This window comes from Peribacillus sp. FSL E2-0159 (assembly GCF_038643155.1).
Lineage (GTDB): Bacteria > Bacillota > Bacilli > Bacillales > DSM-1321 > Peribacillus > Peribacillus simplex.
Genome location: NZ_CP152053.1, coordinates 2,106,612 through 2,132,678, shown reverse-complemented (window position 1 = coordinate 2,132,678; position 26,067 = coordinate 2,106,612). Strand labels below are relative to the sequence as shown.

The window sequence follows — 26,067 nt, the reverse complement described above, 5'->3', positions numbered from 1 at the left end:
TTAACGATAATTCATAGTTTTTATGTAGTTTTAAACATAGAGAGAGAGTGTTGATAAATGTTAAATCTTACATCTATTGAAAAATTCATAGAGAAAAAATTCAAAAATACCCCATATCAGGTTTGGTTAGGAAAACATAGTATGATGGAATTATGCTCGTTCAGCGGGCATCAACCAGCTGTATATCCTCCTCCTTTACCCCTTAATGATAAAGATACCAACTATACTTTTTTACAACAAAACAATATAACCTACATGGGAATGACTTTTGAAGACAGTTTTCAGGTTATTGTTTGTTTTTTTGATAGAAACATCTTTAATGAATTTGAATTTGATCATTTATATCTCCTGTTTTCAGTTCTCTATTATAAAGAGATTAGTAAATCTAAAAACAAAGAACTTGAAAAAGTAATTGAAGGTATAAGAATTCTTAATTCTAGCCTTGATTTAAATGAATTGTTAAAGAAAATTTTTCAAATTGCTTTAAATGTAATTCCTTCTGGAGATGCAGGAGTTTTCAGGATATTTGATTCTGAAACTAATCTCCTAGTTCCTCTTACTACAGTTGGACTGCCGGAAGAATATATCCAATATAAAACAAGAATAGGGGAATCTACTTCCGGTCAAGTATTCATAGATGGAATTCCTAGAATTCACCATTCCAAGCAAGAGATTTTAATGGACCGAATAAATATTTCGAAAGAAAATTGGTCTTTTGTAAAAAATGGTGATATGGCAAGGGCAATGATAACCGTACCAGTTTCATTAGGAGACACCCGTATAGGAACGATGACAATTCTCCAATTCTCTAAGAAAAAGAAATTTACAGAAAGGGATTTAGATTTATTACAAGGTTTTTCTCCTCAAGTAGCAATTGCTTATAATAATGCCAAGCTATATAAAGAAGCTCATACAAGATTAAATAAGGTTACACAATTAAGTAATGAATTAGAGGAGAAAAATAAACTTCTTCAACAAAGAATCAACGTGCATGATACATTAACCCAACTCTCCTTAAATAACAAAGGAATTAAAGCGATTATTTACGAAACAAACAGAATGCTTGGGATGCCGGTTGGCTATGTTGATTTTTTAGACAGCGAGTTTTACCCTAGGAATCAAAATCAAAAAAAATTTAGTATTGATAACATATCGAATCTAATTTCGATTCATAAAAATTCTCCCGCATTCATTGAAATGAATAATCAGGATTATTATTTTTATCCGATCATCGTTGGTACAGCATTATTAGGTTGCATTATCATTACTCTTTCCCACCCACTTTCTTCAATGGATACTATCACAATTGAACAAAGTGGTTCAGTTCTTGCATTAGAACTTGCAAAAAAAATATCTATGACTGAAATTCATTACAAAAAAGTTCAAGAATATTTTAATCAATTACTTGAAAATCACGATCACAAAACTTTGATTGCAAAAGGCCATAAATTTAACTTAGAATTTTCCACCTACACCTTTGTTGTTTTATGTGAAATTCCGGATCTTTTTGAACCCTTTGAAATCGAGGCAAGAATTCAACGATTATTATCAAAAATTAAAAAAGGATTTCCAAAAATTAATAAGTTAATTTTCGGATTTCATAACAAAGTAACTTTACTGTTTTCAGTACCCAATACGAAGGATCTAAACAGAATCATACATCATATTAAAATGATTATTGAAGATGAGGAAAGATACGATAAAAACGACATACGCATAGGCCTTGGTACTCCATATAAAGAAATTAAAAATATTGTAAAGAGTTATAATGAGGCGAACAAAAGCTTAGCTTTTTTAATAAATAGAAATAAATTCGGGTTGATTCGTTATGAAGAAATAGGAGTAAATAGATTTTTCTTAAATCAACCTATTCAAGAGATAGAGGAGTTTACTGAAGAAATCTTTTCCCAGTTACGATCTGAAAAGTTACAAAATAAAGATTTAGAAAAAACTCTAATGATCTATATCTCATCAAATAAATCTGCTACTGAAACAGCAAAGACACTTCATATTCATATCAACACACTTTACCAGCGTTTAAGAAAAATAGAAGAATTATTAAACATAAGTTTTAATAATGCTGAAGACATGTTGAAAATCCAGTTAACCTGTCATTTAAGAGAGACCTTTGAATAATAAATATTTTGTAAACGAGCACTTTCAGAGACCGGACGTTGATCATATTATTCATTATAGAAAAAATTCTTAATTTCAAACTCATGTCTCACATAAGACTAATGAGCAAAACATAAATCTAGATAATAATGGAATTTAATGTATCAATTATTAATTATTCGACAAAAAAAGTTTTGAAACGGAATATGGGCAGACTCTTAACTGGTCACCTCTATTAGGTTGATCCCAACCCCTTGATATTAAATGATTTGATCCTTGTTTAGACGATGACCTGTGAGGGACATGAATAACTGGAGCATACTTTGGCGACCTAACTCTGAATACTTATCTTTCACCAAATCATAAATGAAAGTGAAGTCAATGGCTGCATCAATTTAAAACAAAAAAAGACTGACTATAAATAGTCAGTCTAAAGGTGACGTCAGGTGCTTCCTCACGTCTTATATATATTATGCATGTGTTTGGACAAGCGTTACTCTATCTATTAATTTATGAATAGTACAATTTTCTTCATAGTCAAACACCTCATCCTTTATGCTAATATATCGTCTGTCACTTGGTAAGTAGAGATATTGACAAGGTTGTGTTCAATTTTATTAAAGTTACACATAAAACAGCAAGGTCCTTGTCCAATGTTTAGTAAGTCACCAAAGCTGATAATATAAAATTCTTCTCTAATCAAGGAGACTACTTTAGTGCAGAAAGTAGTTAAAGGGGGAAGGTCTAAAATATACTTTTAATGATAATAAAGGTATTTTATTGGTTCTACGGCCTTTCTACAAATTGTAAAAGTTCGTCATCGGGACCGTGAAATAATATCATACGCCCTCCATCAAGAGTAGGTTTCGGCTCATCGCTTAGAAATTTAATTCCTTTTTCCATATAATATCCAATAGCTTCATTAAGATGATTAACACTAAAAGCCAGGTGATTCATTATTCCAAACGGTTGGTATTCTACAATCGGTTCAAAATCCTGAATTAATTCAATCTCTACATCAGACTGCAAGTCTAAATACAAAAAAGCCATTTCACGATCCGGTCCACTTCCTCTTAAGCGCAATTTCAGCCCCAATATTTCTGTATAAAATCGGATTGATTTTTCAATATCTTTAACAATTATTGCGGTATGTTCTATTTTTCGAATCATAAATTTAATCTCTTTTCTTTTTTTATTTGAATTATTTCCATTTTATTAATTGCAAGGTTAGGAGTGACTCAGTTCCACAGTAGGCCATTTTCTTCTATTATGATTTTATTGGCGAGTAATTCCTATTTTCTCTTAATGCCTGTAACCATCGTTGTGAATTTTCATAGCAATCTCCTATTTGCAATATTTTTTTATCAGAGAAAGGTTTTCCAATGAGCTGAAGACCTATGGGAAGGGTATCCATTGTAAAACCACATGCAACTGATAGCGAAGGGAAACCTAAAATATTTGCAAGTGGTGTTTTCCCTAGTGTAAACATATTGCTGATTGCCTGTTCAGGTACCATTGTACCTATTTTAAAAGGCCGTTGAATGTTAGTTGGCCCAATAAGAGCATCAATGTCTTTCATTTGCTTAATGGTTTCTTTGACAAACTGATTTCTAATCCTATGGGCATTAATATATGATGTAGCAGAAACTTCTCTCCCGAATTGAAATCTATATTTTAAATCATTTCCGTACAAATCTCCGTGTCTTCTCAATAAAGGCTGATGAAAGGAGACAACCTCTGATTGAGCAATACACTTCAGGGCATTTAGTGCTTCCTCAATTCCGGGTAAATGAATTGGCACTATTTCTGCTCCAAGTGCTTCTAATTGGTCAAAGGCTTGTTCAATGACCTCTTTTATATCTTGATCGATCCCAGAAAACATATATGGTTCATAGATACCAAATTTGATACCTTTTAAATCATTCAATAATGAATAGTCTGACATTTTAAATTCATCTCTTTTTACGGTTGAACGATCATTAGGATCGTATCCTCTCATCACTTCAAGCATAAATGCAGCATCTTTTACTGACCTTGTCATAGGACCGATGTGATCTAATGACCAACTGAAAGGAAGGCAGCCCTCCCGGCTTACAAGACCATATGTTGGTTTAAAACCGACTGTGCCACAAAAAGCTGCAGGTAGGCGAATGGAACCGGCAGTGTCTGAACCAACAGCACCAAAAGCCAAACCCGTTGCTGTCGCTACTGCTGAACCTCCGCTTGAACCACCAGGTATTCTGGTGATATCCCAAGGATTCTTAGTACTTCCATAGTGAGGATTTTCTGTTGTTGCTCCCATAGCAAATTCATGCAAGTTCGTCTTCCCAATAATAATAGCGCCAGCCTGTTTTAGCTTTTTTATTGAGGTTGCATCTTCTTTAGGTACCCAGTCTTGGAAAATTTTAGATCCTCCAGTTGTTAGAACTCCCTTTGTTTGTAAGATATCTTTTACAGCAATCGGAATTCCATGCAAAGGACCTCTAATATGATTTTTCTGACTTTCTATTTCTAATTGCTTAGCCTGCTCCATTGCTTCTTCTTCCATAACGGTTATAAATGCATTAAGGACGGGATCATGTTGTTGAATACGGTGAAGTGTTAACTTTGTCAACTCGACTGGCGATATCTTTTTATTTTTAATGGCTGAACTAGCTGCTTCAATTGTTTCAAAAAGAATATCATTCACTGTTTAGTCTCCTCAAAATCTTCAAGGTTAAATATAAAGGCTGGTTCCGAGTTTATAAGTTCCAGTTCTTTTTGGTTAAGGATTTTACCCAAAAATTCCACTAAAGTCATTAAATCACTACTTTCTATAGAAAATTTCAATAAAAGCTTCATGCCTTATTTCTTATTTTAGACACTATTACAAAATCTTCTGCGAATTGTTTATACTAAATGTTTCGATCTTCTCTAATGTATTAGAATCTCCTTTGTTACCCTCATGGCATTCCCACCAGAAACTTTAACAATTTCCTCTATTGAATAATGATTTTTAATCATCCAGCCAATCATATTTTTCATTGCTTCTGCAGGATTTTCGAGACCCTTCACATAAGAAGATTCCTCAAATATTTCTCCACTGTGCGAAGCTGAGATTCCTAACATGTCGTCAAAAGCATGCTGTAAGGCTACATGGTCACCAAAGAATGTATCTGGACCAAAGCCAACATGATTGATACCTACTAAATTCTTAATATACTCAAAATGCTCCATTACCGTATTGATCGAATGAGAAGGTGAATTCTTTGTTAACGTGGTATTGGGAGCAGCACAAATACCAATAATTCCTCCTTTTTCTGCACAAGCTTTTAATACATGGTCTGGTTTCATTCTCGGTGTGTTCCATTTTGCTCTTGCACCTGCATGTGTCATGAAAACAGGATGTTGACTTGCCTCGATCACATCTAAACTAGTTTGATCTCCACAATGAGAAATATCAATGATCATACCTATTGTGTTCATTCTTTCAATAACACGGCGTCCAAAGTTAGTTAAACCACCGTCTCTCTTTTCTGTAAGGCCAGTACCAAGTGTATTTGATTCATTGTAGGTTATCCCCATACAACGAATACCTAAACCATATAAAATATCAACACGATCCAGTTCGTTTTCCAAAATACTAGCTGCTTCCAAGGATGGGAGAATTGCTGTTTGTTTCTGCCCCTTAGCTTTTGTTAAATCACTATACGTACTTGCAATATAAACAGTTTTTTGATGATAAATATCTGCATAGCGCATTCCCAATAAATAAATGATATCGTCCCATTTCAAACCATTTTTCGATGTAATTGTTGAAATTCCATCCATGAAATTTTCAAACATAACATCAATTCCAGATTTAGAAATTCCCTCATAATGAAAAGCTGTATGAAGACTACTGCAATAAGGAAGTATATCCTTAGATTTTCTTGGTACAACAAAACCATGATCTCTAAGAGAAACAATAGAATATTCTGTTAATACTTCACTCAGCAAATTATTTTCTTCATCTGTTAAGTGTAGTGAAAACTCTGGAACTCTATGAATTTCAGTGGATAGCTCATATTGTTTGTAATCCTTGCTTGCCTTTAAATAATTAAAGGATGTATAACCATCATATGGTTTCTCATTCATCACTGCTTTTTTTCCAATACTTTCTTTTGAAATTGTTCTTTTATTGGAAATGCTTCTTGCCATGATTTTTGATTATTGTCATAGAGACCATCGCTATACAATGTTTTTAATGAATCGTTCTCTAACTTTAATGGCTCCTGCCCCTCCTGGAATGCTTTTACTTGTTGCAGCAAAATGCGTCGCATATGAATGACCGGTAAGTCACTTGTCCCAAGATGCTCAATTGAACGGTCAACAATAGGACCCATCGTTTCAGTCGCTGCATGGTCTTGATTCGCTATCCCACGAATACCTGTGAAATTTCCTGTTCTTTGCAAATCACGATCCTGTCCATACTCGTTTTCAAGATTGATTTGTTTTTTGAAATCTTCATCCAGTTTTAATCCCCGACGATCATGTTGAGCTTGTACATCAATCACCCGGTCATGCGCAAACTGCACATCCCATGACCATGTACTGTAGTCATCCCGTGGAATAAAAGCATGCCACATTCCGTCTTCACCCCCAAACCTCGGTGGAAATGTATAAAATGGGAATATATAATGGATCTCCATGAAAGCATTTTCTTTTTCAGTCCCGATTCCTACGGCTATACACCGCTTCCCATAATTCGTATCCTCTACTGCTTGTTTTACTGGTGGGTTTTTTACAAGCGGATGATCTGGATCTATTCCTAAATCACTACTTAAAATACCTTCTTCTACTTCTTGTGTACCATGTGCTTTATGTAAGAATGCAGCATGTACATAATCCAAGTCATTTTCCATTACTTGTGCATAGTTACATTCTTGCCAAACTCGCTCTACCAATTTGTTTTCTTCTGGTAGCCCCATCCAATAAAATTCAGGAAATGGTGGTTGCTTTTCCGGCGGACCCATATATGTCCATACAATTCCACTTACTTCCTTAGTAGGGTAGTTGTTCAACTTGATTGATTGTCTGAATTTTCCGTCTTTTTCTTCCGAAGGAATTTCCATACATTCTCCATCCGTATCAAATTTCCATCCGTGATACATACACCGGATGCCGCATCCTTCATTAATTCCAAAATAAAGAGAAGTACCACGGTGTGGACACCGTTCATCGATCAAACCTACTTTTCCTTCTGTATCACGAAAGGCAATCAAATCTTCACCAAGCAACTTTACCCGTTGAGGTTTACCATCACTTTTTAATTCGTTAGACTTTAGAGCAGGAATCCAGTATCTGCGAAATAATTGTCCCATCGGTGTTTCAGGGTTTGTTTGAGTAAGTAATTGATTATCCTCTTTTGTTAACATGTTAATTCCCCCTATATAATTAAATGCTTTACAAAATAGTAATTGAAACAATATTCAAAAATTAATTCATAAATACATCATAGGTTAACTATTAAAATCATACAATTTAGATTTAGGTCGGAAAATATTAATTTTTCGGCCTAATCGTACAGTTAAAATTCCCTGTTACTGAAAATAAGAAAGCGAATTTTACAGAAATTCAAATCAGCAATAGATTTTCTATATTTCATAAGACACAAAGCAGTTAGCAATCGCCCTTACCTTTCACATAGTTACTAAAATGAATTAAAAGTATTCTTATAAGTTGATAAAATCTTTACACAATAAAAAAACCTGTTGTAGATAGACTTGTTTTGTTCCCTAAACAAACAAGTCTTCTACACAGGAATTCTTACAACCACATGGAAGAGGACGATAAAAGAAAAATAATCAATCCAATCATAAGTATGAACATCTATCAGCAATGGATTAGAACAAAACGCTTGAAAAAATACTATTAAATGATGTAAGGATTATCGATGGTTGGACTACTTCTAAATATTAATTTATATCACTTTAGAATTCCTCGTTCATTGATTCTTATCTTACCAATTGCAGCCGATGAAGCTTCATTGGCTATATACTTCTCAAATTCATTGTTATGCTCACCAAGCAATGGAGGCCTTTGGGATATTTTCCAAGGAGTTTTATTAAAAATATAAGGAGCTCCTGGGTAAGTAAAGGACTCATTTAATTCCGGGTGTCGAACATTAACAAAAGTATTCCGATCTTCAACCAAGTGTTGGTCTTCCAACATTTCTTCAGGTGCACGAACGGGTGCCCATGGAAGGCTGATGCTTTGCGCATAATGGAATATATATTCTGAATCATGCTCTAAGCAAAAACGTTCTAACACTTCACATACATATTCCATATGTGTAGCGCGAAAATGATCATCCACATATCTCTCGTCTTCCAATTCCCCTTCCATTCCCTTTGATTTAAGCCAGGTCACCAAGTCTCGCCAACGCCCGGAACTTAAATACGTATTCAAACAAAGAATGTAACGACCGTCTTTACATCTGAAATTCCAGCGGCTTGACCTGTTTGGCAGGGCATGTCGTCCAGTTTGACGGTTAACATGTGCTTTTTGATACTCCCAGTACGGAATGGACATTTCTGTTGAAACCGTAACACAGTCATGAACCGAAATATCTATATACTGCCCGCCGCCGTCTGCTATATCTCGATAAAATAAGGCACTAATAACTCCCATAGCAGCAAAATATCCCGATAAGTGAGCGGATTGACCTCCTGTCGGGGCAATTGGCGGCGCATCTTTCACATCGTCATAGCCAGTTACAGCCATAATTCCACCTAGAGCAAGCTGGATCAAATCACTAGATTCATACTGACTCCAAGGCCCGGATTGTCCAAAAGGGGTTATCGAACAATAAATCAAACCTGGGTGTATCTTAGAGAGATTCTCAAAATCAAGGCCCCATTCTTTCATCTGTCCGGGCTTGTAATCCTCCAGAACAACATCAAATTCGGACACCATATGGGAAAAACGCTGCTTATCAACTTCAGTTTGCAGATCAAGTGTTACTGATTTTTTAGAAGTGTTATAATGCCAGAAATATAAACTTTTATTCACGTCGGGCTCATCTTGATAAAATGGGCCAATATTGCGTGATTGAACGCCTTTCGAAGGTTCTACCTTAATAACTTCCGCTCCCATATCCGCCAGTAATTTTCCAGCATACTGAGTCAATTGGTCACCGATTTCCAATACTTTAATTCCATCTAAAGCTCCCTGTATCATTTTGTTATCACTCCTTTTCACCATAATGGGCGAATAGCCTTAATCTCATCCTTCGGCATATCTTCAGGCCATAAAACTCCTTCATTTGTCAATCGGTCGATTTCGTCTTGACTGTAGCCTAAAATCGTTCCAAACACATAAGTATTATCTTCTCCCATTAGAGGTCCTGATTTTTGGAGATAGGGTTGCGTTTTAGACATTTTAATAGGAATGCCTTCAAAGGATCGTAAGCCAAGTAATGAATGCTGAAGGTTTTCAAACAATCCTCGTGATTTCAGCTGAGGATCATTTACCATAAGATCCTCATTCATCTGCACAGCTCCACATGAGATTCTATGGCTCTGTAGCAGTTCCATCACTTCATATTTGTTAAGCTCAATCGTATATGACTCAATATTTTTATCTAATTCATCTTGATGGGCCAACCTCCCCTCAAACGTGTTAAATTTGTCATAATTTGTCCATATAGGATTTCCAATTGCTTGTTTGAAAGTATTCCATTCGTCATCAGAGAAAATAGCAATCGTACACCAGTCATTCTGACCACCACCCGCACAGCGATAGCTGTTATGTGGACATCCTATTTGTCCTCTGTAGCTGTTTTCCGGTGTTGCTTTGGAGACGATCGAACGATTTCCTGGTGGAAATCCTGGTCTCTTGGATGATCGTTTATTCACTGTATAATCCAGGAGATTTGCTCCGGTTAAGTGCATCGCAGTTTCAACCTGTGAAATATCGATATATTGCCCTTTCCCCGTACGTTTTTTGTGATAGAGCGCGGTCATTACAGCATAAGCACCGGTATAGCCTGCTACAACATCTAAAATGGAATAACCCCAACCCGAAGGATGAGTATCCGGAAGTCCAGATGTATAGGTCATCCCAGATAAGGCTGCGGCGGTCGGACCCCATGTTCCGTACTTTTTATTTCGACCGCTATGACCTAAACCAGATATACTCTTATAAATGATTCCTGGAGAAATCTTTTCTAAAGTCTCGTAATCAAGTCCCCATTTTTCAAAGACACCTGCGCTGAAGTTCTCTGTTACTACATCTGATTTTTTTAACAATTCATGAATTAGTTCCATGCCACGTTCTGATTTTACATTTAACGTTATCCCTCTTTTTCCAGCGCTTAAATTGTTAAAAAAAGCACCATTATCGAGTCCCGGTTCATCCTCCTTAGCGTACATGGAAAAACGCATAGCATCGGGGGTCTTCGGCCATTCAACTTTTATAACCTCCGCTCCAAAGGAAGCTAAAATTCTGGTTGTGGTCGCACCGGAGACACTCCATGTGAAATCTAAAACGCGAATTCCTTTTAGAACTTCTGCCTGGTTCGTCATAAATTTCTTAACCCCTTTCAGACGGTTTCCAATTCACCAAAGTAACTTCATCATTTACTATTTCAAAAGCAACTTCCATTCTCATCCCGCAGTGCACCTTTGTAGGATCCATACCTACCGTATTGCCTAGCATTCTAATTCCTTCTCCTAAATCAACCACTACTAGTGCGTATGGTACTTTATCCTTGTAGTAAGGGAAAAAGCCTCTATAAACGATATTGTAAGTATAAATTTCTCCTATACCTTTAATCGGTACCCATTCTAGTTCGGCACTAGGGGCATAAGGTGAAACAAATCTTGGAGGCCAAACTTTCTTTTTTGTTTCTGTGCATTCTTGAACAATTAGTTTTCCAGATCGCGCCGCTTCCCAAAATGGTGAAAACAAATCCCATTCCCTGTCCCAATGGTCTATATTACGATTAGGTAACGGACGAAAAAGAATATCTAAATTTTCCATTTTAACAACTCTCTTTCTTAAGGGTTTATTTAAATAATTAATTGTGCAGAATAGCAATTGAACCATCGCTAAGATCTCCATAACCTGTGACAATACCAATCTTTGCATCATCAACCTGAGCTTCTCCTGCTTCTCCTCTTAATTGATAAACAGCTTCAACAACATGATTTATTCCAACAATGTGTGCTTGGGAAAGCAGCCCACCATGTGTATTGATAGGCAATTGTCCCCCAAGACTAATCCGGCCATTTTTAGTAAATTCCGGCGCTTCACCCCGAGCACAAAAGCCCATTTCTTCAAGTTGCCTAAGGACAATAAAAGTGAAGCAATCATAAATTTCTGCAAAATCAATTTCTTCATGTCGCACTCCAGCCATGTCAAATGCACGTGGTGCAGCATGGGTAATCCCCATATCTAAAATGTCAGGACGCGTAGGCATATCATCTGGATAAGTCGGATGACCTTCAGCGATTCCGCCTATATAAACAGGTTTTTTAAAACGATATGCATTTTTCTTAGAGGTGACAATTACCGCACCTGCACCATCCACTTCTAGTGAGCAGTCTAATAGCCGAAAAGGAGAAACAAGCATAGGAGAGTTTTGGTAATCCTCTGATGTCATTGGGCGTCCTCTCATATATGCTTTTTTATTCAACTGAGCATGTTCCCTACAAGTCATAGCTACAATCTGCATACCAACTGGATCAGGATTATATTCATGAAACCATCTATTTGCATGAAGTGAAAAATATTGCAATGGAACCATTAAGCCGTATGGATATTCTAAGTTATCACGATACTCGGAGTTAGGCATAAATTCATTATTTAAATCTAGAATACTGGGATCCCCCGCACCCAGTCGTGGACCTGAATAGCCTTTTTGTCCTGTAGCAACAAGCACATAATCTGCGATTCCTGCATCCACTGCTAATGCTGCAGTCTGAATGGCTGCGATGGAACTGGCCCCTCCCATTTCATGACGTCCGGTGAATTTAAGTTCTTTCATTCCTAATCCATGAACAAACTCCTCATGACGAACATTATATTTCCAGGGAGAAATTACACCGTCTATCTCAGAAGGATCAATCCCAGCGTCTCTACAAGCATTAAGAGAAGCTTCAATACAAAGATGTGCTAATGCCTTGGATGTGCCTCTTACATAATCTGTTTCCCCAACACCCACGATACATGCTCTATCACTTAAAGACCGTTCCATTTCTCTTACCTCCATTTTCTCTCCATAGCTGTCATTTTGTCGCTATGGCTAATTAAAGACAATTAACTTGAAACATGCTTTATTAATTATTTAAAACTAGAAAACTTAGTATCTAGCTGCATATTACAGGTAGAAACTAGATCCTCTATGTTTTTAACAGTTCACCAGCTTGTTATTAATTATTAAAAACAAAATGCTACATTGTACTAACAAAATCTGATATCTTAATATTAAGTATAATCTGAATATTAAATATATTAAACGACATAATGAGTAGGAAAATAGGTATAATATTGTATTATTCTGTAGTTAAAATAAAAATCAATAAAGAATTATGGTAGTACATAAGTAAAAATGCTATTAATAGGAGGCTGATTATGGCAGTTAAAGCAAATAATATAACCTTGGGCGATTTATTTAGGATCGATGCCGAAATGGATAACTTTCTTCAGTCTCAACGAATGTTTATTTCTAGTGCAGATGCTTGGGGGACCTTAATTAAGGATTTGACTTTGACTCTTGGAATCGAACGGGCAAAGCGCTTTTTATTACGCTACGGGTATCAATGCGGTAGACATGAAGCTGAAGTATTAAAAGATATGTTTGAGTGGGAAAATAAAAAGGAATGGGTTCTAGCAGGAGTCACCATGCATAACCTTTCTGGACGTACATCATCTGTTCCAACAAAGGCGAAAATAGATACCGAAACTGGAGAATTCGACGTTGAAGGTTTTTGGTATAATTCCTATGAAGCAAAACAATACTTACAACATTTCCCTTTTCACTCTGAACCTGTCTGCTACTTTTTGGAAGGTTATGCAAGTGGCTACTGCAGTACATCATTTGGAAGAAAAGTAGTCTTTAAAGAAATAGAGTGTATCGGAAAAGGTGATAAACATTGCCATTTCGTAGGAAAAACTTTGGAATTATGGGGTGACGAAATTTCTATCGATTCTGTTGATTATGCCCGAGAGGATATTGGTGATGAACTTGATTGGGCCTACAAGCGGATTGAAAGTCAAAGTGAAATTTTAAAGCGAGGGAATATCTTAAGTAACCAATTGACACAAATAGTTCTACAAGGAAAAGGTCTTGGCGAAATAGCCCAAACCCTCGGAAAAAGCCTTCAATGCGGAATAGTAATTTCCAATCAGTATTTTGAGACGATTACGGAGTATGGACAAGTATTCAACTATTCTTTAAAAAATATCATTGACAACAAAGAAAAACTTCGTGCATCCGACCAAAAAAAAATGGAAGAAATGATTAATAAACAAGCAACAATTCAACTAAATACCCTAGAAGAACAAGAATTTTTCAAATTCCCATTAATCACTCCAATTGTCGTCCAGAATAATATATACGGATATATTTCAATAATAAAAAATTCAAAGGAAATAGAAGAACTCGAGCCTTCTTTTATTGAAAGAGCCGCAAATATTTGCGCTCTTCATTTACTAAATGAAAAAACGGTCATAGAAACTGAACACCGTATGAAAGGTGAAATGCTTAACGAAATATTACTCCAGCCAAATCTAGATTCAAGTATTGCAAAACGACTATCTTATTTAGGCTACTATCTTAATAAACCTCATTTTGTGTTTATATTTCGATTACAAAATCAAAATCTTCTCTTTAAGAATGATAAATTATTAACTAAAGAAAAAGATCTAATCGCTAATATTCTAAGGAAACATTCAGAATATGAGGAGCAAAAAATTTTGGTTTCAAATTACTTTGGACAAATACAAGCGCTAATACCCGAGGATATATTAGTATCTCGTAAGATTAGTGCACAACAATACGGCGAAGCAATAATGGAAGAAGTAAAGCGAATTATTCCCACTTCTCAACTATTAATTGGTATAAGTAACCTTTGCTTAGATATCAATAATTTCCACCATGGATTTAAACAAGCGAAAAAAGCATTAGAAATTGCACAAATCACAAATCAGCAACAACGGGTTATCTTATTTTCGGAACTAGGTCCTATTTCTATTTTATTAGATGCACGAAATCCAGAGGAATTAGAGAGTTATGCCGATAAGGTTTTAGGGCCTATGTATGATTATGATGTTCGGAAATCTACAGAACTATTAAAAACATTATATTTCTATTTAGATAACGAATGTAATTTACATAAAACTGCTCGTTATATGAACTTATCGATTGGTGGAATGCGTTACCGCCTGTTAAATATATTAGAACGATTTAACATTGATATGATGAATTCTAGTACTCGGCGTGAAGTACAATTAGCCTTAGATATATACCTCGCATTTGGTAAACTACCTTTTATGCAAATACAAGATAAAATTTGAGATATATTATTGTATGGATTGTTTCAATCTTCTATTTTACCTTTACCCAATGTTTGTTAGTAAAGGTTCTAATGTTTTTTGTTTTGATGTTCCCTAATATAAAAAATTAATAAGAGAGGACATTTTTTGAAAATGTCCTCTCTTATTTTGGCAGAATCCTAATATGGTATATATAATAATTGGTAATTATAAATATTCCATTCCTGAAAGAATTTCTCTATGCATTTGCCTTTTCCGTACTCTTTAATACCATCTTCTGATTACAAATTTCAGAATCCACACTAACATTTGAAAGATTCTTAAGTAAAATGGTCCCCACTAAGCTTACCACCGAAGTAAAAGCTATATAAAAACCGATAGAATATATGGATCCAGTAGTTTGTATTAGATAAGTACAGACCATTGGAGCTATGCCTCCAGCAAATACTGCAGGTATTTGTGTTCCCAATGAAGCGCCACTATAACGTAGTCTGGCGGGAAAGGCCTGAGCTACTAGAGCTGGTTGAGCACCAGCTTGTATATTATGTGGGAACATCGATAAGAGGGTTGCAAGTAAAATTATGCCTGGAACACCAGTATTCATTAATCCGATATATGGAAATACAAAGAGAAGGGTCGCAATGACTCCCACAATATACAGACGTTTAATCCCAACCTTATCAGAAAGGTAACCAAATAAAGGAATGTTGATACACATTAATACGCTTGCAAGTATATTGACATTCACCATATATTCCGAACTTACATCAAAATTATTTATACTATAATTTATCATAAAGGTTGTAAATATAGCAAAAGGTGCATGTTCAGAGAATTTTGCTAACCCAGTATATAAGACTTGCTTAGGGTATAACTTAAGTACTTCCAAAACCGGCATTTTAGAGACCTGATTTACCTCTTTAACTTGACGGAACGAAGGAGTTTCTAAGATTTTATTCCGAATAATTACACCTGCGGCCAAAAGTAGTAAGCTTGCAAGAAATGGAATTCTCCACCCCCAAGTATAAAAACTGTCATTTGAAATATATAGACACAATCCTACTACAGCAGAGGATAATAACATACCTGCTCCTACCCCTGCATTTGGCACGCTTGCCATGAACCCTTTTTTCTTTTCGCTACCCCATTCCATTGACAACAGAATCGATCCTGCCCATTCTCCTCCGACTCCAATTCCTTGAATTAGACGAAGAATAACAAGTAAAATAGGAGCCCAGATTCCAATGGTCGCAAAGGTAGGCAATAACCCCATAAGAAAACTGCTCAAGCCCATCATCCATAATGTTATTACTAGTGCATTTTTCCTTCCAATACGATCACCATAATGCCCAAAGATAACCGCACCTATTGGACGTGCCAAGAATCCGGTCGCGAAAGTAGCAAAGGATAACAATGTAGCGATAAACGGATCCGAATCTGGGAAAAACAATTTAGGAAAGATTAATGCAGAGGCAGTTGCATATAGAAAGAAGTCATACCATTCGATCACTGCTCCAAAGGTAGAGCCGACAAGCGCCCTTCTTTTCATTTTTTTATTAGAAAGTTCATTCCCCATATCTTTATTTTTTTTAGACAAATCATCACACCTCCATTTTTAATCACAGTCAAGTTAACTGATAAATTGCATCTAAGGTGTTAGAAATCCCCTTTCTCCGCCTACTAAATAAGGCACTTTACCTAAAGATTCATTAATTATTTCAAAGACCCACCTCATTTCAATGACTCACTTTATTATTCAGATTATACAGAAAATTAAATCTACTTGTATGCTACATATTCTGTAGGAATTCTTTTTTCATTCTATACTTTTCTGTTGAACTTGAAATAGGGACTCACTTTAAAGTTAGTCATGGATATGCACTTGATTTAGTTGCTAATTCTAAAAGGTTAATCATTGTTTAACCCTTAAGTAGTTTTGAACACTTTTTGCAAATTAATTACAAACACTAGTAGTCATATAATCCCCCCTACCTCCTTTTTCATTTAAATGTTGCCTTTGGTAACCATTATTAGTTTATAGAAAAATATTAGTTGCGAAGGAGATGTTTGAGGAATTTCGTTCAGGACGTTCGTAAAATGTTTTCATACTTTGGCGAACGTAAATAAGGGCTGTTTTGGTCAAGGATTCCACTGTTCGTTAAAGTGTACTTTTACGAACGTTAGCGACAATGCTAAACCGCCCATTTCGGAAATTTTATACGCTAAGAGAATTTCAACTTAAAAAGTCGATCTCCTCTACGTTTAGGAATCGACTTTTTTACTTTTTGAACTAACGCACCCTATAGTTTAAGTACATTAAATTCACAAACTCTAAAATGTTTTTCAGTAATTACAGGAATGCTGCTCCGTATGTGATATAAGAATAGGCAACACCACTAATCAAGTATTGCCCCCTTTAGTACAATAGAAGAAATTTATATTTACCATATATTTAGACATCTTTATTTATCTAATTAAAACAACTCATCAAGGAGCTGTGTTTTAAAATATACCTCAATATCTCGGTAAGTCAACTTTTCCAAGGTTATTATTTTATATATTTGCTCCTCCTGTTTTTGTCTATGGTTTTTTTCAAAAACTGAGAGAATCCACCTTAACATAATTGTTGTCTTTAATGCTATTTTTCTAATTTCAGATGCATTTATGTGAAATAAGTCGCTTGCTTGAGACAACGAGTCCTCACTAGTCATATTTTTTTTGCTTATTATGATAACATCAATTGTTGCTCCATCTGGGAAGGGTAGATTATCCTGTATCCATTTCTTATGTCCATGTATTTGCTTGCACTCTTCACTTTCTACAGGGGCTCTACAAATTCCCTCTACACTAGTTTCAAATCCTAAAAATCTATCTCTTAGACGCCAGACTACATCTAGTACTGTATCACCTTTTGGCTGGATTGCTTCAAAACCAAGTACCTTTCCGAGAATCTCCACCCCTAGTTTAAACCTTTTTACGTCGTCACTATTTATCAAATCCAATAACTTCCTTATGTTCTTTTCAAATATAACTTCAGATTGACCTAGATCATTCAATACCATTACAATGTTATCGATTTGAATTGAAAGGCAAGGGTCGATGCTCGGTACCTCTTTTTCCTCAGAAAAAGTGCGGATTAGGTCTTTCAAATTTTTGGGTTTAACCAATTCGAATTCCTCACTCTTCATAATATTACTCCTATTACACTTTAGTATCAAAGTCAGCTATTAGAACACTAAAGAAATAGTACTGAAGTTTCCCTAACTATATATTTAGATTCTTATAGAAAAAAATTTAAAAGTTTATAGTATGACTCCCGCAAAATTCCCTTTTAATACTTCTTTATTATTCTGGTTTATACATAGAAATGATGCAGCAATAGATGTCCTATTATCTTGGTTTTCAAATTTCTCAATTGTTACTTCACAAATTATTGTATCCCCAGTAAAAACAGGTCTTAAAAATTCAAAATTCATAGTGCGAGCGAGTACATTATAATCCCCTCCCACTTTTGTAGGCACTGTTGCAGTCAGTAACCCCTGGATTATAAATCTTCCGTGTTCATCAGGGTTGAGATGATGAGAACCCTCATCACCTGAAACTTTTGTATACAAATTAACATCATCTACTGTAAAAGTCCGTTCAAACGTAATTGTATCTCCTGCATTTAACGGCATTTCAATCTCCTCCTACTATCAAAAATTAAAATTATTATAAAAGCATGTAGTGCTTAGACAAGATCATCATAATTTGCTATTTCAACAGATAAACCTCGTTGAGTGAATACTTTTCTAGCTACTTCTATTGCATTAAGAACACGTGGAAAACCTGTGTATGAAAGTAATTGTATGAATACTTCAATAATCTCTTCAGGAGTTAACCCGGCTGTTAATCCTGCATTTATATGCAATTCAAGCTGTGGCTCCGTTCCTAGAGTTACAAGAGACGAAATTGTAACCAAGGCACGTTGCTTGTTATCTAGCCCCGGGCGAGTATAAATGTCACCATATGTAAACTCAATCATATATTTACTTACATCTGGTGCTATATCTTTAAAGTTTTCAGTAATTTTTAAATGAGTAGATGCTTCCTTGTAATCTTTCACAGTAAATTCCATTAATTTGTCTAAGCCCTTTTCATAACGACTCTTTCCCATACTTTATTCCTCCTACCGTGATAAACTAATTTCATGCTCAAACCACTATCTAAAAAGGCCCTTTAACTTACATGTATATACATGTATTTGATGCATACAATCAACACTTACCCTAATAGTGTCTTTATTCTCTATTCAACTTATTGTTTTTATATAAAATTCAATAACATTTACATGTATATACATGTGTTTCTCTTCATGTTTTCCTCCCTTTATTTTAAATAGTATATACTAATATAAACAATATCATTAACAAAATGTTTTAAAATATATGTATATACATATATAATGTTAGTAAGTATAATTTAATCTGTCAAGAATGAACTATAAAAGGAGAACATTTCTGTGAGTAGAGAACATAATGATATAGATCTAATACAAATTTGTGTTGGTTCAAATCTTAGAAAAACGTCAAGAGTTGTTACTCAGTTATATGATAAATTTTTACAATCTACCGGTTTAAAAATCACTCAATACTCTATGCTAGTTAACATCGTCCGCCACAAAGGTGTTTCGATAAGTAAATTAGGAGAAATTATGCTCCTTGATCAAACAACAGCTACTCGTAATGTAAATAATTTAAAAAAAAATGGATTTGTTAACGTTACAAAAGATAAATATGATTCTAGAGCGAAAATTATAACAATAACAGATTTAGGTATTAAAAAACTGAAAGAAGCAAATCCAATTTGGCTCCAAATACAAGAAAGAATTATAAATGATATAGGCAAAGAACAATATAAAAGATTCTTAGAAACTTTAAAAAAAATACAAGATATTGCGTCAATTATATAATAGTAAAATCAATAATATGATGTTGAACAATTATTAAAGGCTCTGCAGTTAGCAGAGCCTTTTTATTCATTCATGTTTAACTCAACCTAAAAATTTTACTCTTTAACTAAACTGCCTCTTTAGCAACATAAAAACAGCTGCCTATCAGCAATTGATCAATATACAAATTGTATCTGTTATCTTAATTAAAACACTTTTGCACTCTTAATAAATCAACAGATCCATATTCAGATACTGCAGAATATAAATTAAACCTTTTAACCCACAGCTCTTAAATGCTCTTGTTATAGACTCAGGTTAACATCCAAAAAACCTGCATAATTACACCCAAATGAATATCAGTATGCCTCCTAAATAGGCATGCTATTTTTTTGTTTGCTTCCTTTTTTACTTCCATTTCTTATTCCACTAATGGTGACTTTGATAATCCCAAATGAAAAACTAATTTCTTAAAACACTAAGGAATCGGACTAACTGCCAAATTAGCTCTATAAGAAAAAGAGCTGCCAAAGCAACTCCCTTAATGAAGTAAAGACCCGTTAGTTCATTAAGAACGGTTTTTTATTAAACTTCTTTGGTGTCCTTCTCTAAAATCATATCCCTTTCAAGAAGGTAATCTATTGATAATTACAAAATAAAAATACATCTTAGGACATACCGAAAAACAAGCATATTCTCCTCTTTCAATTCTTAATAAAATAAAAGGCATCTATGATGTTCACATAGATGCCTTTTTATCTTCCTCATAATAGATTTATTGCGCATTAATATGGATGTTTTGGAAAATGTCGATATTTAAATGTAAATAGAACCTGAATCCTTTAAAAATTCAGGTTCTATACTTTCTACCAAACGTTTTTGAAATTACCAATGACTTTATGCGCTGGCATGGCTGAAATAAATGCATGATCATCTATACTTTGTACAGTTTGACATAATTCTGCCCACTGGATATTCACGATCACACAAAGTATGACTTGTTTTTCACTATGTGAGTAAGCCCCTAAAGCTTCCCAAGATGTAACACCGCGATGGAACGCTTGATTGAGGGCTTCAGATATCTCTTCTCCCTTATCCGTCACAATAATTACAGAACTTCTTTCCGCCATATTAAGTAAGGATTCATACGTTTTAGCTCCAACATATAACGAAAGAATGGTAAACATAGCTGCCTGAACATCAAAGATTACAGCAGAAATAGCAACAATAATCAGATTAACAATAAGACCAAATTTTGAAATGGACAGATTTTTGTGTTTAGCAATGATCCGTCCAAGGACATCTAATCCGCCATTTGAGCCTCCTACACGAAGCATGATGGCTCCGCCAGCAAACGAAACTATACCCCCGAATATTGAAGCTAAAATAACATTTTCTGTCCACATGAGACGAATAGGGATAAAGTGTAAGAATATGGTGTCAGAAATAACAGCAAGAATCGTATAAAGGATAAATTTTTTCCCTAAATGGATATATCCTAAGATTAAAAGTGGAATATTATAGATAAAATACTGCACTCCCACTGACCAATGAAAAAAGTGGTACAAAATCATACAAATCCCAATGACTCCTCCAGAGAGTAAATTAGCTGGAATTAATAATGTATTTGCACCAATAGCAATTAATAAGCTACCAAATATAATACTCAATACCTCAATAACAATACGGTATTTCCCTTTATTTCTCATATTGCATCCCTTCTTCAATTTATTGGTAAAATAGAATATTCTCATTCAGAATTATACATGAAAATTCTATTAAACGTATACTACTTGTAGGAAAAACTATTCAACAATCTGACCCGTTTGGTACACAATACAAAACCACTACTTCGATACTACTACCCAGTAAGCCATTCAAGGACAATTAATTAATGATATCAAAGGGAGGATAATAATTTATCTGAGGACCTAAATAAAAACACCAATCCATAAATCAAGGACTGGTCCTAGAATAAATCGTTCTCAGGTTCATTTCTGAAAGTCCTCGCTTGTTTGCAGCTCTCTTTATTAAACCTATCTTATAATACATAGCCTCGAAAAAAATGCTCCTTTTTATATTTTTGCTAATCTCCATAAAAAAGCCTGCTAAAAGATCATCAGGTAACTCTTCATATAAAGACACACTGACTTCTCCTCCACAATAAATAGTTAATTACTTAAATACATCCCAAAGGAGACTCATTGTAGAGTTGACAAAAAATCCGAGTCATAAGAGCACATATAGTTTTATTTAAAGATGCATAAAAAAACACTCCAGTCATAATACGCTTGAATTTCCCCACCTTTACAACAATTTATACAACATAGCCCAAAAAAAGAGTTGACATAAAACTTGTACTCACCTTAAAGTATAGCTTATACAACAAAAAGTTTCCTGAAGGAAACTTTTTAGAAGGGGGTCAAGTAATGTCTAATGAGAAAAAGGTTTCCCGCAGAGATGTTTTAAAGATGGGGACTGCAGGTGCGTTTGGAATAGCTGGATCTTATTACTTAAATAAAATGACACAAATTCCAACTGTGACTCAGGCATCCAATGATTCGTCTCATAAGAAGAGCAATCATTCCAATCATTCAAATCTGAGTGATAAGACAATAACAACTGGTTATAAAATGGCTGAACGGCTCCTTACTAAGTTTGATTATGGAAAAGTTACCAAGTTGCCAGACGGCCAAACACTCCGGGAATATGAAGTCGTGGCAATGGATAAGGAAATCGAAATTGCCAAAGGAATTAAATTCCCAGGCTGGACATACAACGGAACTATTCCAGGACCAACTTTTCGTTGTACGGAAGGTGATCTTTTGCGGTTTCATTTTTTAAATGAGGGCAGCCATCCCCACTCTATCCATTTTCACGGAATCCATCCCCCTGCAATGGACGGATTAACTTCCATTTCTCCTGGTCAAAATTTCACGTACGAATTTGAAGCGAAACCATACGGTTTGCAAATATACCATTGCCATGTACTCCCCCTAGCTCGCCATATCCATAAAGGGTTATATGGAAATTTTATTATTGATCCAAAAAAGCCAAGAGAGCCGGCATTAGAGTTAAACATGGTTATGAATGGATTTGACTTGGATTTAGATGGTGAAAACGAGTTTTATACCGTGAATGGCTATGCCTTCGCATTTATGAATCACCCTATTAAAATCAAAAAAGATCAACTGGTCCGTATCTATCTAAGTAATTTAACAGAATTCGACTTATTAAATTCGTTTCACTTACATGCAAATTACTTTACGTACTATCCAACAGGCAGAAACGATAATCCCTCACAGTTCACAGATACCATCATGCAATGTCAGGGAGAACGTGGAATTGTAGAAGTGCGTTTTCCATTCAAGGGAATGTATATGTTTCATGCCCATGTAAGCGAATTCGCTGAGTTAGGCTGGATGGGATTTTTTGAGGTCGAGTAAAGAGGGGAGATAATAATATGAAGGGGAAATGGCTAATTACTGGTTTAATACCGTTAATTTTACTATTAGGGATGCTTGGATGGGTACTAATGAATGGAGCAGGTGTAGAAAAAGATCCTGCTGCACCGATTGAAGTCTTGAATATTGAACGCATCAAGATAACTAAAACCGGGTTTGAATTATCGGTTAGTAATACAGGACCAAAACCATTAACGATATCTCAAGTTATGGTCAATGATTCGGTGTGGAATTTCAGTGTCTCTCCTCAAGCAAAACTTGAACGATTTGAAGAAGGAAAGGTGACCATCTCTTACCCATGGGTGGAAGGTGATCCACATGCCATTAAACTAATCACAGAGAATGGGATTATCACGGAAGGTGAAGTTGCAGCTGCCACACTCACCCCAGAAACTACCTGGAGCAACTTTTTAAACTACGGCATAATAGGATTTTACGTTGGAATTGTCCCGATCACATTAGGGTTGTTGTGGTATCCATTTATGAAACGTTTCTCACGAAAGTGGATTAATGCGATCCTTGCACTTACGGTTGGGCTGCTTTTATTTTTATTTGTTGGGACTCTAGCCGATGGCTTTGAGATTGGTGCAGAAGCCCCTTCTGTCTTTCAGGGCAATATGGTTGTGATTATTGGAGCTTCCTTAACCTTCTTATTATTGATTGGCTTTGATCAGTATCAACAAAGAAAGCAAGAAAAGAAAGGATATTCTCCCTTAGGTCTTGCTTTGTTGATGGCTACCGGAATAGGGCTTCATAACTTTGGAGAAGGTTTAGCTATTGGTTCTTCCTTTTCCCTAGGTGAAGCAGCTCTGGGAACCTTTTTAATCATCGGATTTACCCTTCACAACATTACGGAAGGTATTGGAATCGCTGCTCCTTTATTAAAGACCTCACCTCGATTCAGAGACTTTCTATTACTGGGAATTATTGCAGGCGCACCCGCTATTGCAGGTACATGGGTTGGCGGGTTTATCTTCTCTCCAATTTGGGGCGCTTTGTTCCTGGGTATTGGTGCAGGGGCCATTCTTCAAGTAATTTATGTAATAACTAAAATGCTCATTGAAGATCATAGAACACATAACGAAGCATCTGTTTCATGGTTAAACCTTTCTGGATTCTCGATTGGACTATTGATCATGTACTTTACTGCATTTTTTGTGAAATTTTAAGGGATTGAAGTTGTGGTATAGCACCTGAATGGCATTTGCCTGCATCCAACCTAGTGACACGATGCTACTTCCATGTTTTACGAACGGTAGGATTTCAATATTAGGAGCTGATTCTATATGTTTTCAAATATCGGTATTCCTGGATTAATTTTAGTACTTATCATTGCCTTGATCATTTTTGGTCCTAAGAAATTGCCGGAAATCGGCCGGGCTTTTGGACGTACTTTAACTGAATTCAAAAGTGCAACCAATGGGTTAGTAAAGGAAGAAGATAAAGATGAAGGGGGAAATCCTGAGTTAACGACAGTTGAAAAGAAGCAGGATGAATCAACAGTTTCATAAGTAATGGGTAGACGAGGCAACTCGTCTATTTATTTTTCATTTTAAAAGGATGTATCCCGTCATGAAAAACTAGGATATAAATCTTATTGAACATTCGGAAAAACTTGGTCAAAAGTTACTTTGATACATAGCATGGGTGGGGGTTTATACCAGCAGCCTTATTCATCATAGGACATCTCAATATCGTATCCTTTATTGGACAATAAATAAAAGCCAGTCTCTAAATAAACTGGCAACTTTTCTCCCTTTTTATAAATTCCAGATACCGTTCTTGGTAAAGTGACGCCTGCACCTTTTTCGAATACGTACTTTAGGAATCCGCTGCAATCGAAAACCTTTAGGAGTGGTTCCACCCCATACATACCGTACATTCAAATGTTTTTTTGCTTCACTCACTATCGCTGTAGATTTATTGCATGTTTTATTCACATTAGCTACGTTGGATGTCTGCTTTTTCATACCCAATACTTTATTTATATTCGGACCTACAATACCGTCAACCTTTAAACCTTTACTTTTTGGGAACTTTACGACTGTACTTTTACATGATCGATTGCAGCGTACTCGTCTTGGTTATGTAATATATCCGCGTTTTGACTGCAGCTCTCCTACAAAAGTTATTTGGAAATGCCTTTTACCGCAAAATTTGAATGAATACTATACTTCTAGTGAATGTTTATTGCACTAAAACCAGAATTTCTATCAATAAAAAATACTTACCTTTATAATGGTTGCAGATGAGTCGTCTTCGTAATTGGATAACTTTATATTTAAATTGTTGCATAAATGATCTATGTTTAAGATTACGAAGTCACCTTGCTCTAAAACAATAGTCTCTTTTTCATCTATACTCATTCTGCTTTTTCCTTTGAAACAATAATAGGCGTCGAATCGTTTCAAAGATTCCCCATTATCCAACACTTCAGAATGGATTCCATTATTCAAATGAATCGTGCTAAGGTCTCCTTCGCATCCTTCTGCTAACATCAAATTAAAGTCCGTAACCCTCCCAATACTTCGGGTTGTCCAGCCTCCATCAAACCGATCCTGTTCAAATGGGTGTAAATGCACACGGTGCTTTCCCTTATGTTGCAGCAACATTTCACCATCAAGGATCATTATGATTCTCTGAATGCCTGGAAGGTGAGTAAATAAGGATTCATCCACCTCGACATCTGCGGTGCTTATCCGCCATTGGAAATCACGCTTCGAGTAATCTCCATCTTCAGGATAAATTCCAAGTTGAGTTGTTTTACCACCTGACCAAAGACTAGTTATTTGTTCACTTTTTCTTATTATTTTTAGTGAATATGACAACTATTTTCTCCCCTTTTATTATTACTTTAATTCAGTTGAAAACAATATAGACCAGAGTGCAGATCAAGATTGGTGTATTGCCAATAGGGTGGATACGATTAACATAGAGCCATAACTGAGCTTAAGTCTACTGGTCTCTGATCATCGTAGCATAAATTCATTCTTACTAGATCATGATGTGAAACGATACGATACACACAAGCTCGCTCAT

The 26,067-nt window shown here is 35.4% G+C and carries 21 protein-coding genes; 6 read left to right on the top strand and 15 right to left on the bottom strand.

Annotation, left to right across the window (positions count from 1 at the left end; all coding sequences use genetic code 11):
- Positions 1-57: 57 nt before the first annotated feature.
- A complete protein-coding gene (locus tag NYE63_RS10500) occupies positions 58-2,136 on the top strand; it encodes a helix-turn-helix domain-containing protein (protein WP_342605074.1) in 2,079 nt (692 codons plus the stop codon).
- Positions 2,137-2,901: 765 nt separating this feature from the next.
- Here the strand turns inward: NYE63_RS10500 and NYE63_RS10495 are convergent.
- The 8 genes from NYE63_RS10495 to NYE63_RS10460 all read right to left on the bottom strand — a co-directional run bounded on the left by NYE63_RS10495 (position 2,902) and on the right by NYE63_RS10460 (position 12,334).
- Positions 2,902-3,285 carry a VOC family protein gene (locus NYE63_RS10495; protein ID WP_342605073.1) on the bottom strand — a complete coding sequence of 128 codons (384 nt, stop codon included), beginning with the start codon at positions 3,283-3,285 and terminating at the stop codon, positions 2,902-2,904.
- Between the two features lie 97 nt (positions 3,286-3,382).
- Positions 3,383-4,804: an amidase gene (locus tag NYE63_RS10490; protein ID WP_342605072.1), complete on the bottom strand. Its 1,422-nt coding sequence runs from the start codon at positions 4,802-4,804 to the stop codon at positions 3,383-3,385.
- Between the two features lie 224 nt (positions 4,805-5,028).
- Positions 5,029-6,231, bottom strand: a complete 1,203-nt coding sequence (locus NYE63_RS10485; protein WP_342605727.1) for a membrane dipeptidase — start codon at positions 6,229-6,231, stop codon at positions 5,029-5,031.
- Complete coding sequence (locus NYE63_RS10480; RefSeq protein ID WP_063235514.1) at positions 6,231-7,511, bottom strand: Rieske 2Fe-2S domain-containing protein; 1,281 nt, start codon at positions 7,509-7,511, stop codon at positions 6,231-6,233. Before NYE63_RS10480 ends, NYE63_RS10485 begins: the two co-directional genes overlap by 1 nt.
- 550 nt (positions 7,512-8,061) lie before the next feature.
- The gene (locus NYE63_RS10475; protein WP_342605071.1) at positions 8,062-9,315 is read right to left on the bottom strand and encodes a CoA transferase; all 1,254 of its coding nucleotides are present in this window, start codon (positions 9,313-9,315) and stop codon (positions 8,062-8,064) included.
- A gap of 17 nt (positions 9,316-9,332) precedes the next feature.
- Positions 9,333-10,661 (bottom strand): CoA transferase, encoded by a 1,329-nt coding sequence (locus NYE63_RS10470; RefSeq protein WP_342605070.1) that lies wholly within the window; start codon positions 10,659-10,661, stop codon positions 9,333-9,335.
- Positions 10,662-10,668: 7 nt separating this feature from the next.
- Positions 10,669-11,184, bottom strand: coding sequence for an OB-fold domain-containing protein (locus NYE63_RS10465; protein WP_342605069.1), 516 nt, complete (start codon positions 11,182-11,184; stop codon positions 10,669-10,671).
- Positions 11,156-12,334, bottom strand: coding sequence for a hypothetical protein (locus NYE63_RS10460; RefSeq protein WP_063235508.1), 1,179 nt, complete (start codon positions 12,332-12,334; stop codon positions 11,156-11,158). Before NYE63_RS10460 ends, NYE63_RS10465 begins: the two co-directional genes overlap by 29 nt.
- 377 nt (positions 12,335-12,711) lie before the next feature.
- On the opposite strand from NYE63_RS10460, the gene NYE63_RS10455 reads away from it, so the two are divergent.
- On the top strand, positions 12,712-14,655 hold the full coding sequence (locus tag NYE63_RS10455; RefSeq protein WP_342605068.1) for a XylR N-terminal domain-containing protein: 1,944 nt from the start codon (positions 12,712-12,714) through the stop codon (positions 14,653-14,655).
- A gap of 217 nt (positions 14,656-14,872) precedes the next feature.
- Here the strand turns inward: NYE63_RS10455 and NYE63_RS10450 are convergent, their stop codons facing one another.
- From NYE63_RS10450 to NYE63_RS10435, 4 genes are all read right to left on the bottom strand, one after another.
- On the bottom strand, positions 14,873-16,231 hold the full coding sequence (locus tag NYE63_RS10450) for an MFS transporter (protein ID WP_342605067.1): 1,359 nt from the start codon (positions 16,229-16,231) through the stop codon (positions 14,873-14,875).
- Between the two features lie 877 nt (positions 16,232-17,108).
- Complete coding sequence (locus tag NYE63_RS10445; RefSeq protein WP_342605066.1) at positions 17,109-17,822, bottom strand: hypothetical protein; 714 nt, start codon at positions 17,820-17,822, stop codon at positions 17,109-17,111.
- Between the two features lie 114 nt (positions 17,823-17,936).
- Positions 17,937-18,311, bottom strand: coding sequence for a hotdog domain-containing protein (locus tag NYE63_RS10440; protein WP_342605065.1), 375 nt, complete (start codon positions 18,309-18,311; stop codon positions 17,937-17,939).
- Positions 18,312-18,364: 53 nt separating this feature from the next.
- Positions 18,365-18,790, bottom strand: coding sequence for a carboxymuconolactone decarboxylase family protein (locus NYE63_RS10435; RefSeq protein WP_342605064.1), 426 nt, complete (start codon positions 18,788-18,790; stop codon positions 18,365-18,367).
- 345 nt (positions 18,791-19,135) lie between these two features.
- On the opposite strand from NYE63_RS10435, the gene NYE63_RS10430 reads away from it, so the two are divergent.
- A complete protein-coding gene (locus NYE63_RS10430; RefSeq protein WP_342605063.1) occupies positions 19,136-19,585 on the top strand; it encodes a MarR family winged helix-turn-helix transcriptional regulator in 450 nt (149 codons plus the stop codon).
- An 845-nt stretch (positions 19,586-20,430) separates the two neighbouring features.
- Here NYE63_RS10430 and NYE63_RS10425 read toward each other — a convergent pair.
- Positions 20,431-21,273 (bottom strand): YitT family protein, encoded by an 843-nt coding sequence (locus NYE63_RS10425; protein ID WP_328168004.1) that lies wholly within the window; start codon positions 21,271-21,273, stop codon positions 20,431-20,433.
- A gap of 720 nt (positions 21,274-21,993) precedes the next feature.
- Between NYE63_RS10425 and NYE63_RS10420 the strand changes: the two genes are divergently transcribed.
- The 3 genes from NYE63_RS10420 to NYE63_RS10410 all read left to right on the top strand — a co-directional run bounded on the left by NYE63_RS10420 (position 21,994) and on the right by NYE63_RS10410 (position 24,539).
- Positions 21,994-23,010, top strand: a complete 1,017-nt coding sequence (locus NYE63_RS10420) for a multicopper oxidase domain-containing protein (RefSeq protein ID WP_342605062.1) — start codon at positions 21,994-21,996, stop codon at positions 23,008-23,010.
- Positions 23,011-23,027: 17 nt separating this feature from the next.
- Entirely contained in the window at positions 23,028-24,197 is a 1,170-nt protein-coding gene (locus NYE63_RS10415) for a ZIP family metal transporter (RefSeq protein WP_342605061.1), read from the top strand.
- Between the two features lie 117 nt (positions 24,198-24,314).
- Positions 24,315-24,539, top strand: a complete 225-nt coding sequence (locus tag NYE63_RS10410) for a twin-arginine translocase TatA/TatE family subunit (protein WP_230162983.1) — start codon at positions 24,315-24,317, stop codon at positions 24,537-24,539.
- A 158-nt stretch (positions 24,540-24,697) separates the two neighbouring features.
- On the opposite strand, the gene NYE63_RS10405 is transcribed toward NYE63_RS10410, so the two are convergent.
- On the bottom strand, positions 24,698-24,901 hold the full coding sequence (locus tag NYE63_RS10405; protein ID WP_342605060.1) for an NlpC/P60 family protein: 204 nt from the start codon (positions 24,899-24,901) through the stop codon (positions 24,698-24,700).
- A gap of 340 nt (positions 24,902-25,241) precedes the next feature.
- Complete coding sequence (locus NYE63_RS10400) at positions 25,242-25,856, bottom strand: HutD family protein (RefSeq protein ID WP_342605059.1); 615 nt, start codon at positions 25,854-25,856, stop codon at positions 25,242-25,244.
- Between the last annotated feature and the right edge of the window lie 211 nt (positions 25,857-26,067).

What these genes read in the sequence shown, in the direction of transcription:
- NYE63_RS10500 (WP_342605074.1), top strand. Translation starts at nt 58, where the DNA reads ATGTTAAATCTTACATCTATTGAAAAATTCATAGAGAAAAAATTCAAA.
- NYE63_RS10495 (WP_342605073.1), bottom strand. Translation starts at nt 3,285, where the DNA reads ATGATTCGAAAAATAGAACATACCGCAATAATTGTTAAAGATATTGAA.
- NYE63_RS10485 (WP_342605727.1), bottom strand. Translation starts at nt 6,231, where the DNA reads ATGAATGAGAAACCATATGATGGTTATACATCCTTTAATTATTTAAAG.
- NYE63_RS10480 (WP_063235514.1), bottom strand. Translation starts at nt 7,511, where the DNA reads ATGTTAACAAAAGAGGATAATCAATTACTTACTCAAACAAACCCTGAA.
- NYE63_RS10475 (WP_342605071.1), bottom strand. Translation starts at nt 9,315, where the DNA reads ATGATACAGGGAGCTTTAGATGGAATTAAAGTATTGGAAATCGGTGAC.
- NYE63_RS10470 (WP_342605070.1), bottom strand. Translation starts at nt 10,661, where the DNA reads ATGACGAACCAGGCAGAAGTTCTAAAAGGAATTCGCGTTTTAGATTTC.
- NYE63_RS10465 (WP_342605069.1), bottom strand. Translation starts at nt 11,184, where the DNA reads ATGGTTCAATTGCTATTCTGCACAATTAATTATTTAAATAAACCCTTA.
- NYE63_RS10460 (WP_063235508.1), bottom strand. Translation starts at nt 12,334, where the DNA reads ATGGAACGGTCTTTAAGTGATAGAGCATGTATCGTGGGTGTTGGGGAA.
- NYE63_RS10455 (WP_342605068.1), top strand. Translation starts at nt 12,712, where the DNA reads ATGGCAGTTAAAGCAAATAATATAACCTTGGGCGATTTATTTAGGATC.
- NYE63_RS10445 (WP_342605066.1), bottom strand. Translation starts at nt 17,822, where the DNA reads ATGAAGAGTGAGGAATTCGAATTGGTTAAACCCAAAAATTTGAAAGAC.
- NYE63_RS10440 (WP_342605065.1), bottom strand. Translation starts at nt 18,311, where the DNA reads ATGCCGTTAAATGCAGGAGATACAATTACGTTTGAACGGACTTTTACA.
- NYE63_RS10435 (WP_342605064.1), bottom strand. Translation starts at nt 18,790, where the DNA reads ATGGGAAAGAGTCGTTATGAAAAGGGCTTAGACAAATTAATGGAATTT.
- NYE63_RS10425 (WP_328168004.1), bottom strand. Translation starts at nt 21,273, where the DNA reads ATGAGAAATAAAGGGAAATACCGTATTGTTATTGAGGTATTGAGTATT.
- NYE63_RS10420 (WP_342605062.1), top strand. Translation starts at nt 21,994, where the DNA reads ATGTCTAATGAGAAAAAGGTTTCCCGCAGAGATGTTTTAAAGATGGGG.
- NYE63_RS10415 (WP_342605061.1), top strand. Translation starts at nt 23,028, where the DNA reads ATGAAGGGGAAATGGCTAATTACTGGTTTAATACCGTTAATTTTACTA.
- NYE63_RS10410 (WP_230162983.1), top strand. Translation starts at nt 24,315, where the DNA reads ATGTTTTCAAATATCGGTATTCCTGGATTAATTTTAGTACTTATCATT.
- NYE63_RS10405 (WP_342605060.1), bottom strand. Translation starts at nt 24,901, where the DNA reads ATGTATGGGGTGGAACCACTCCTAAAGGTTTTCGATTGCAGCGGATTC.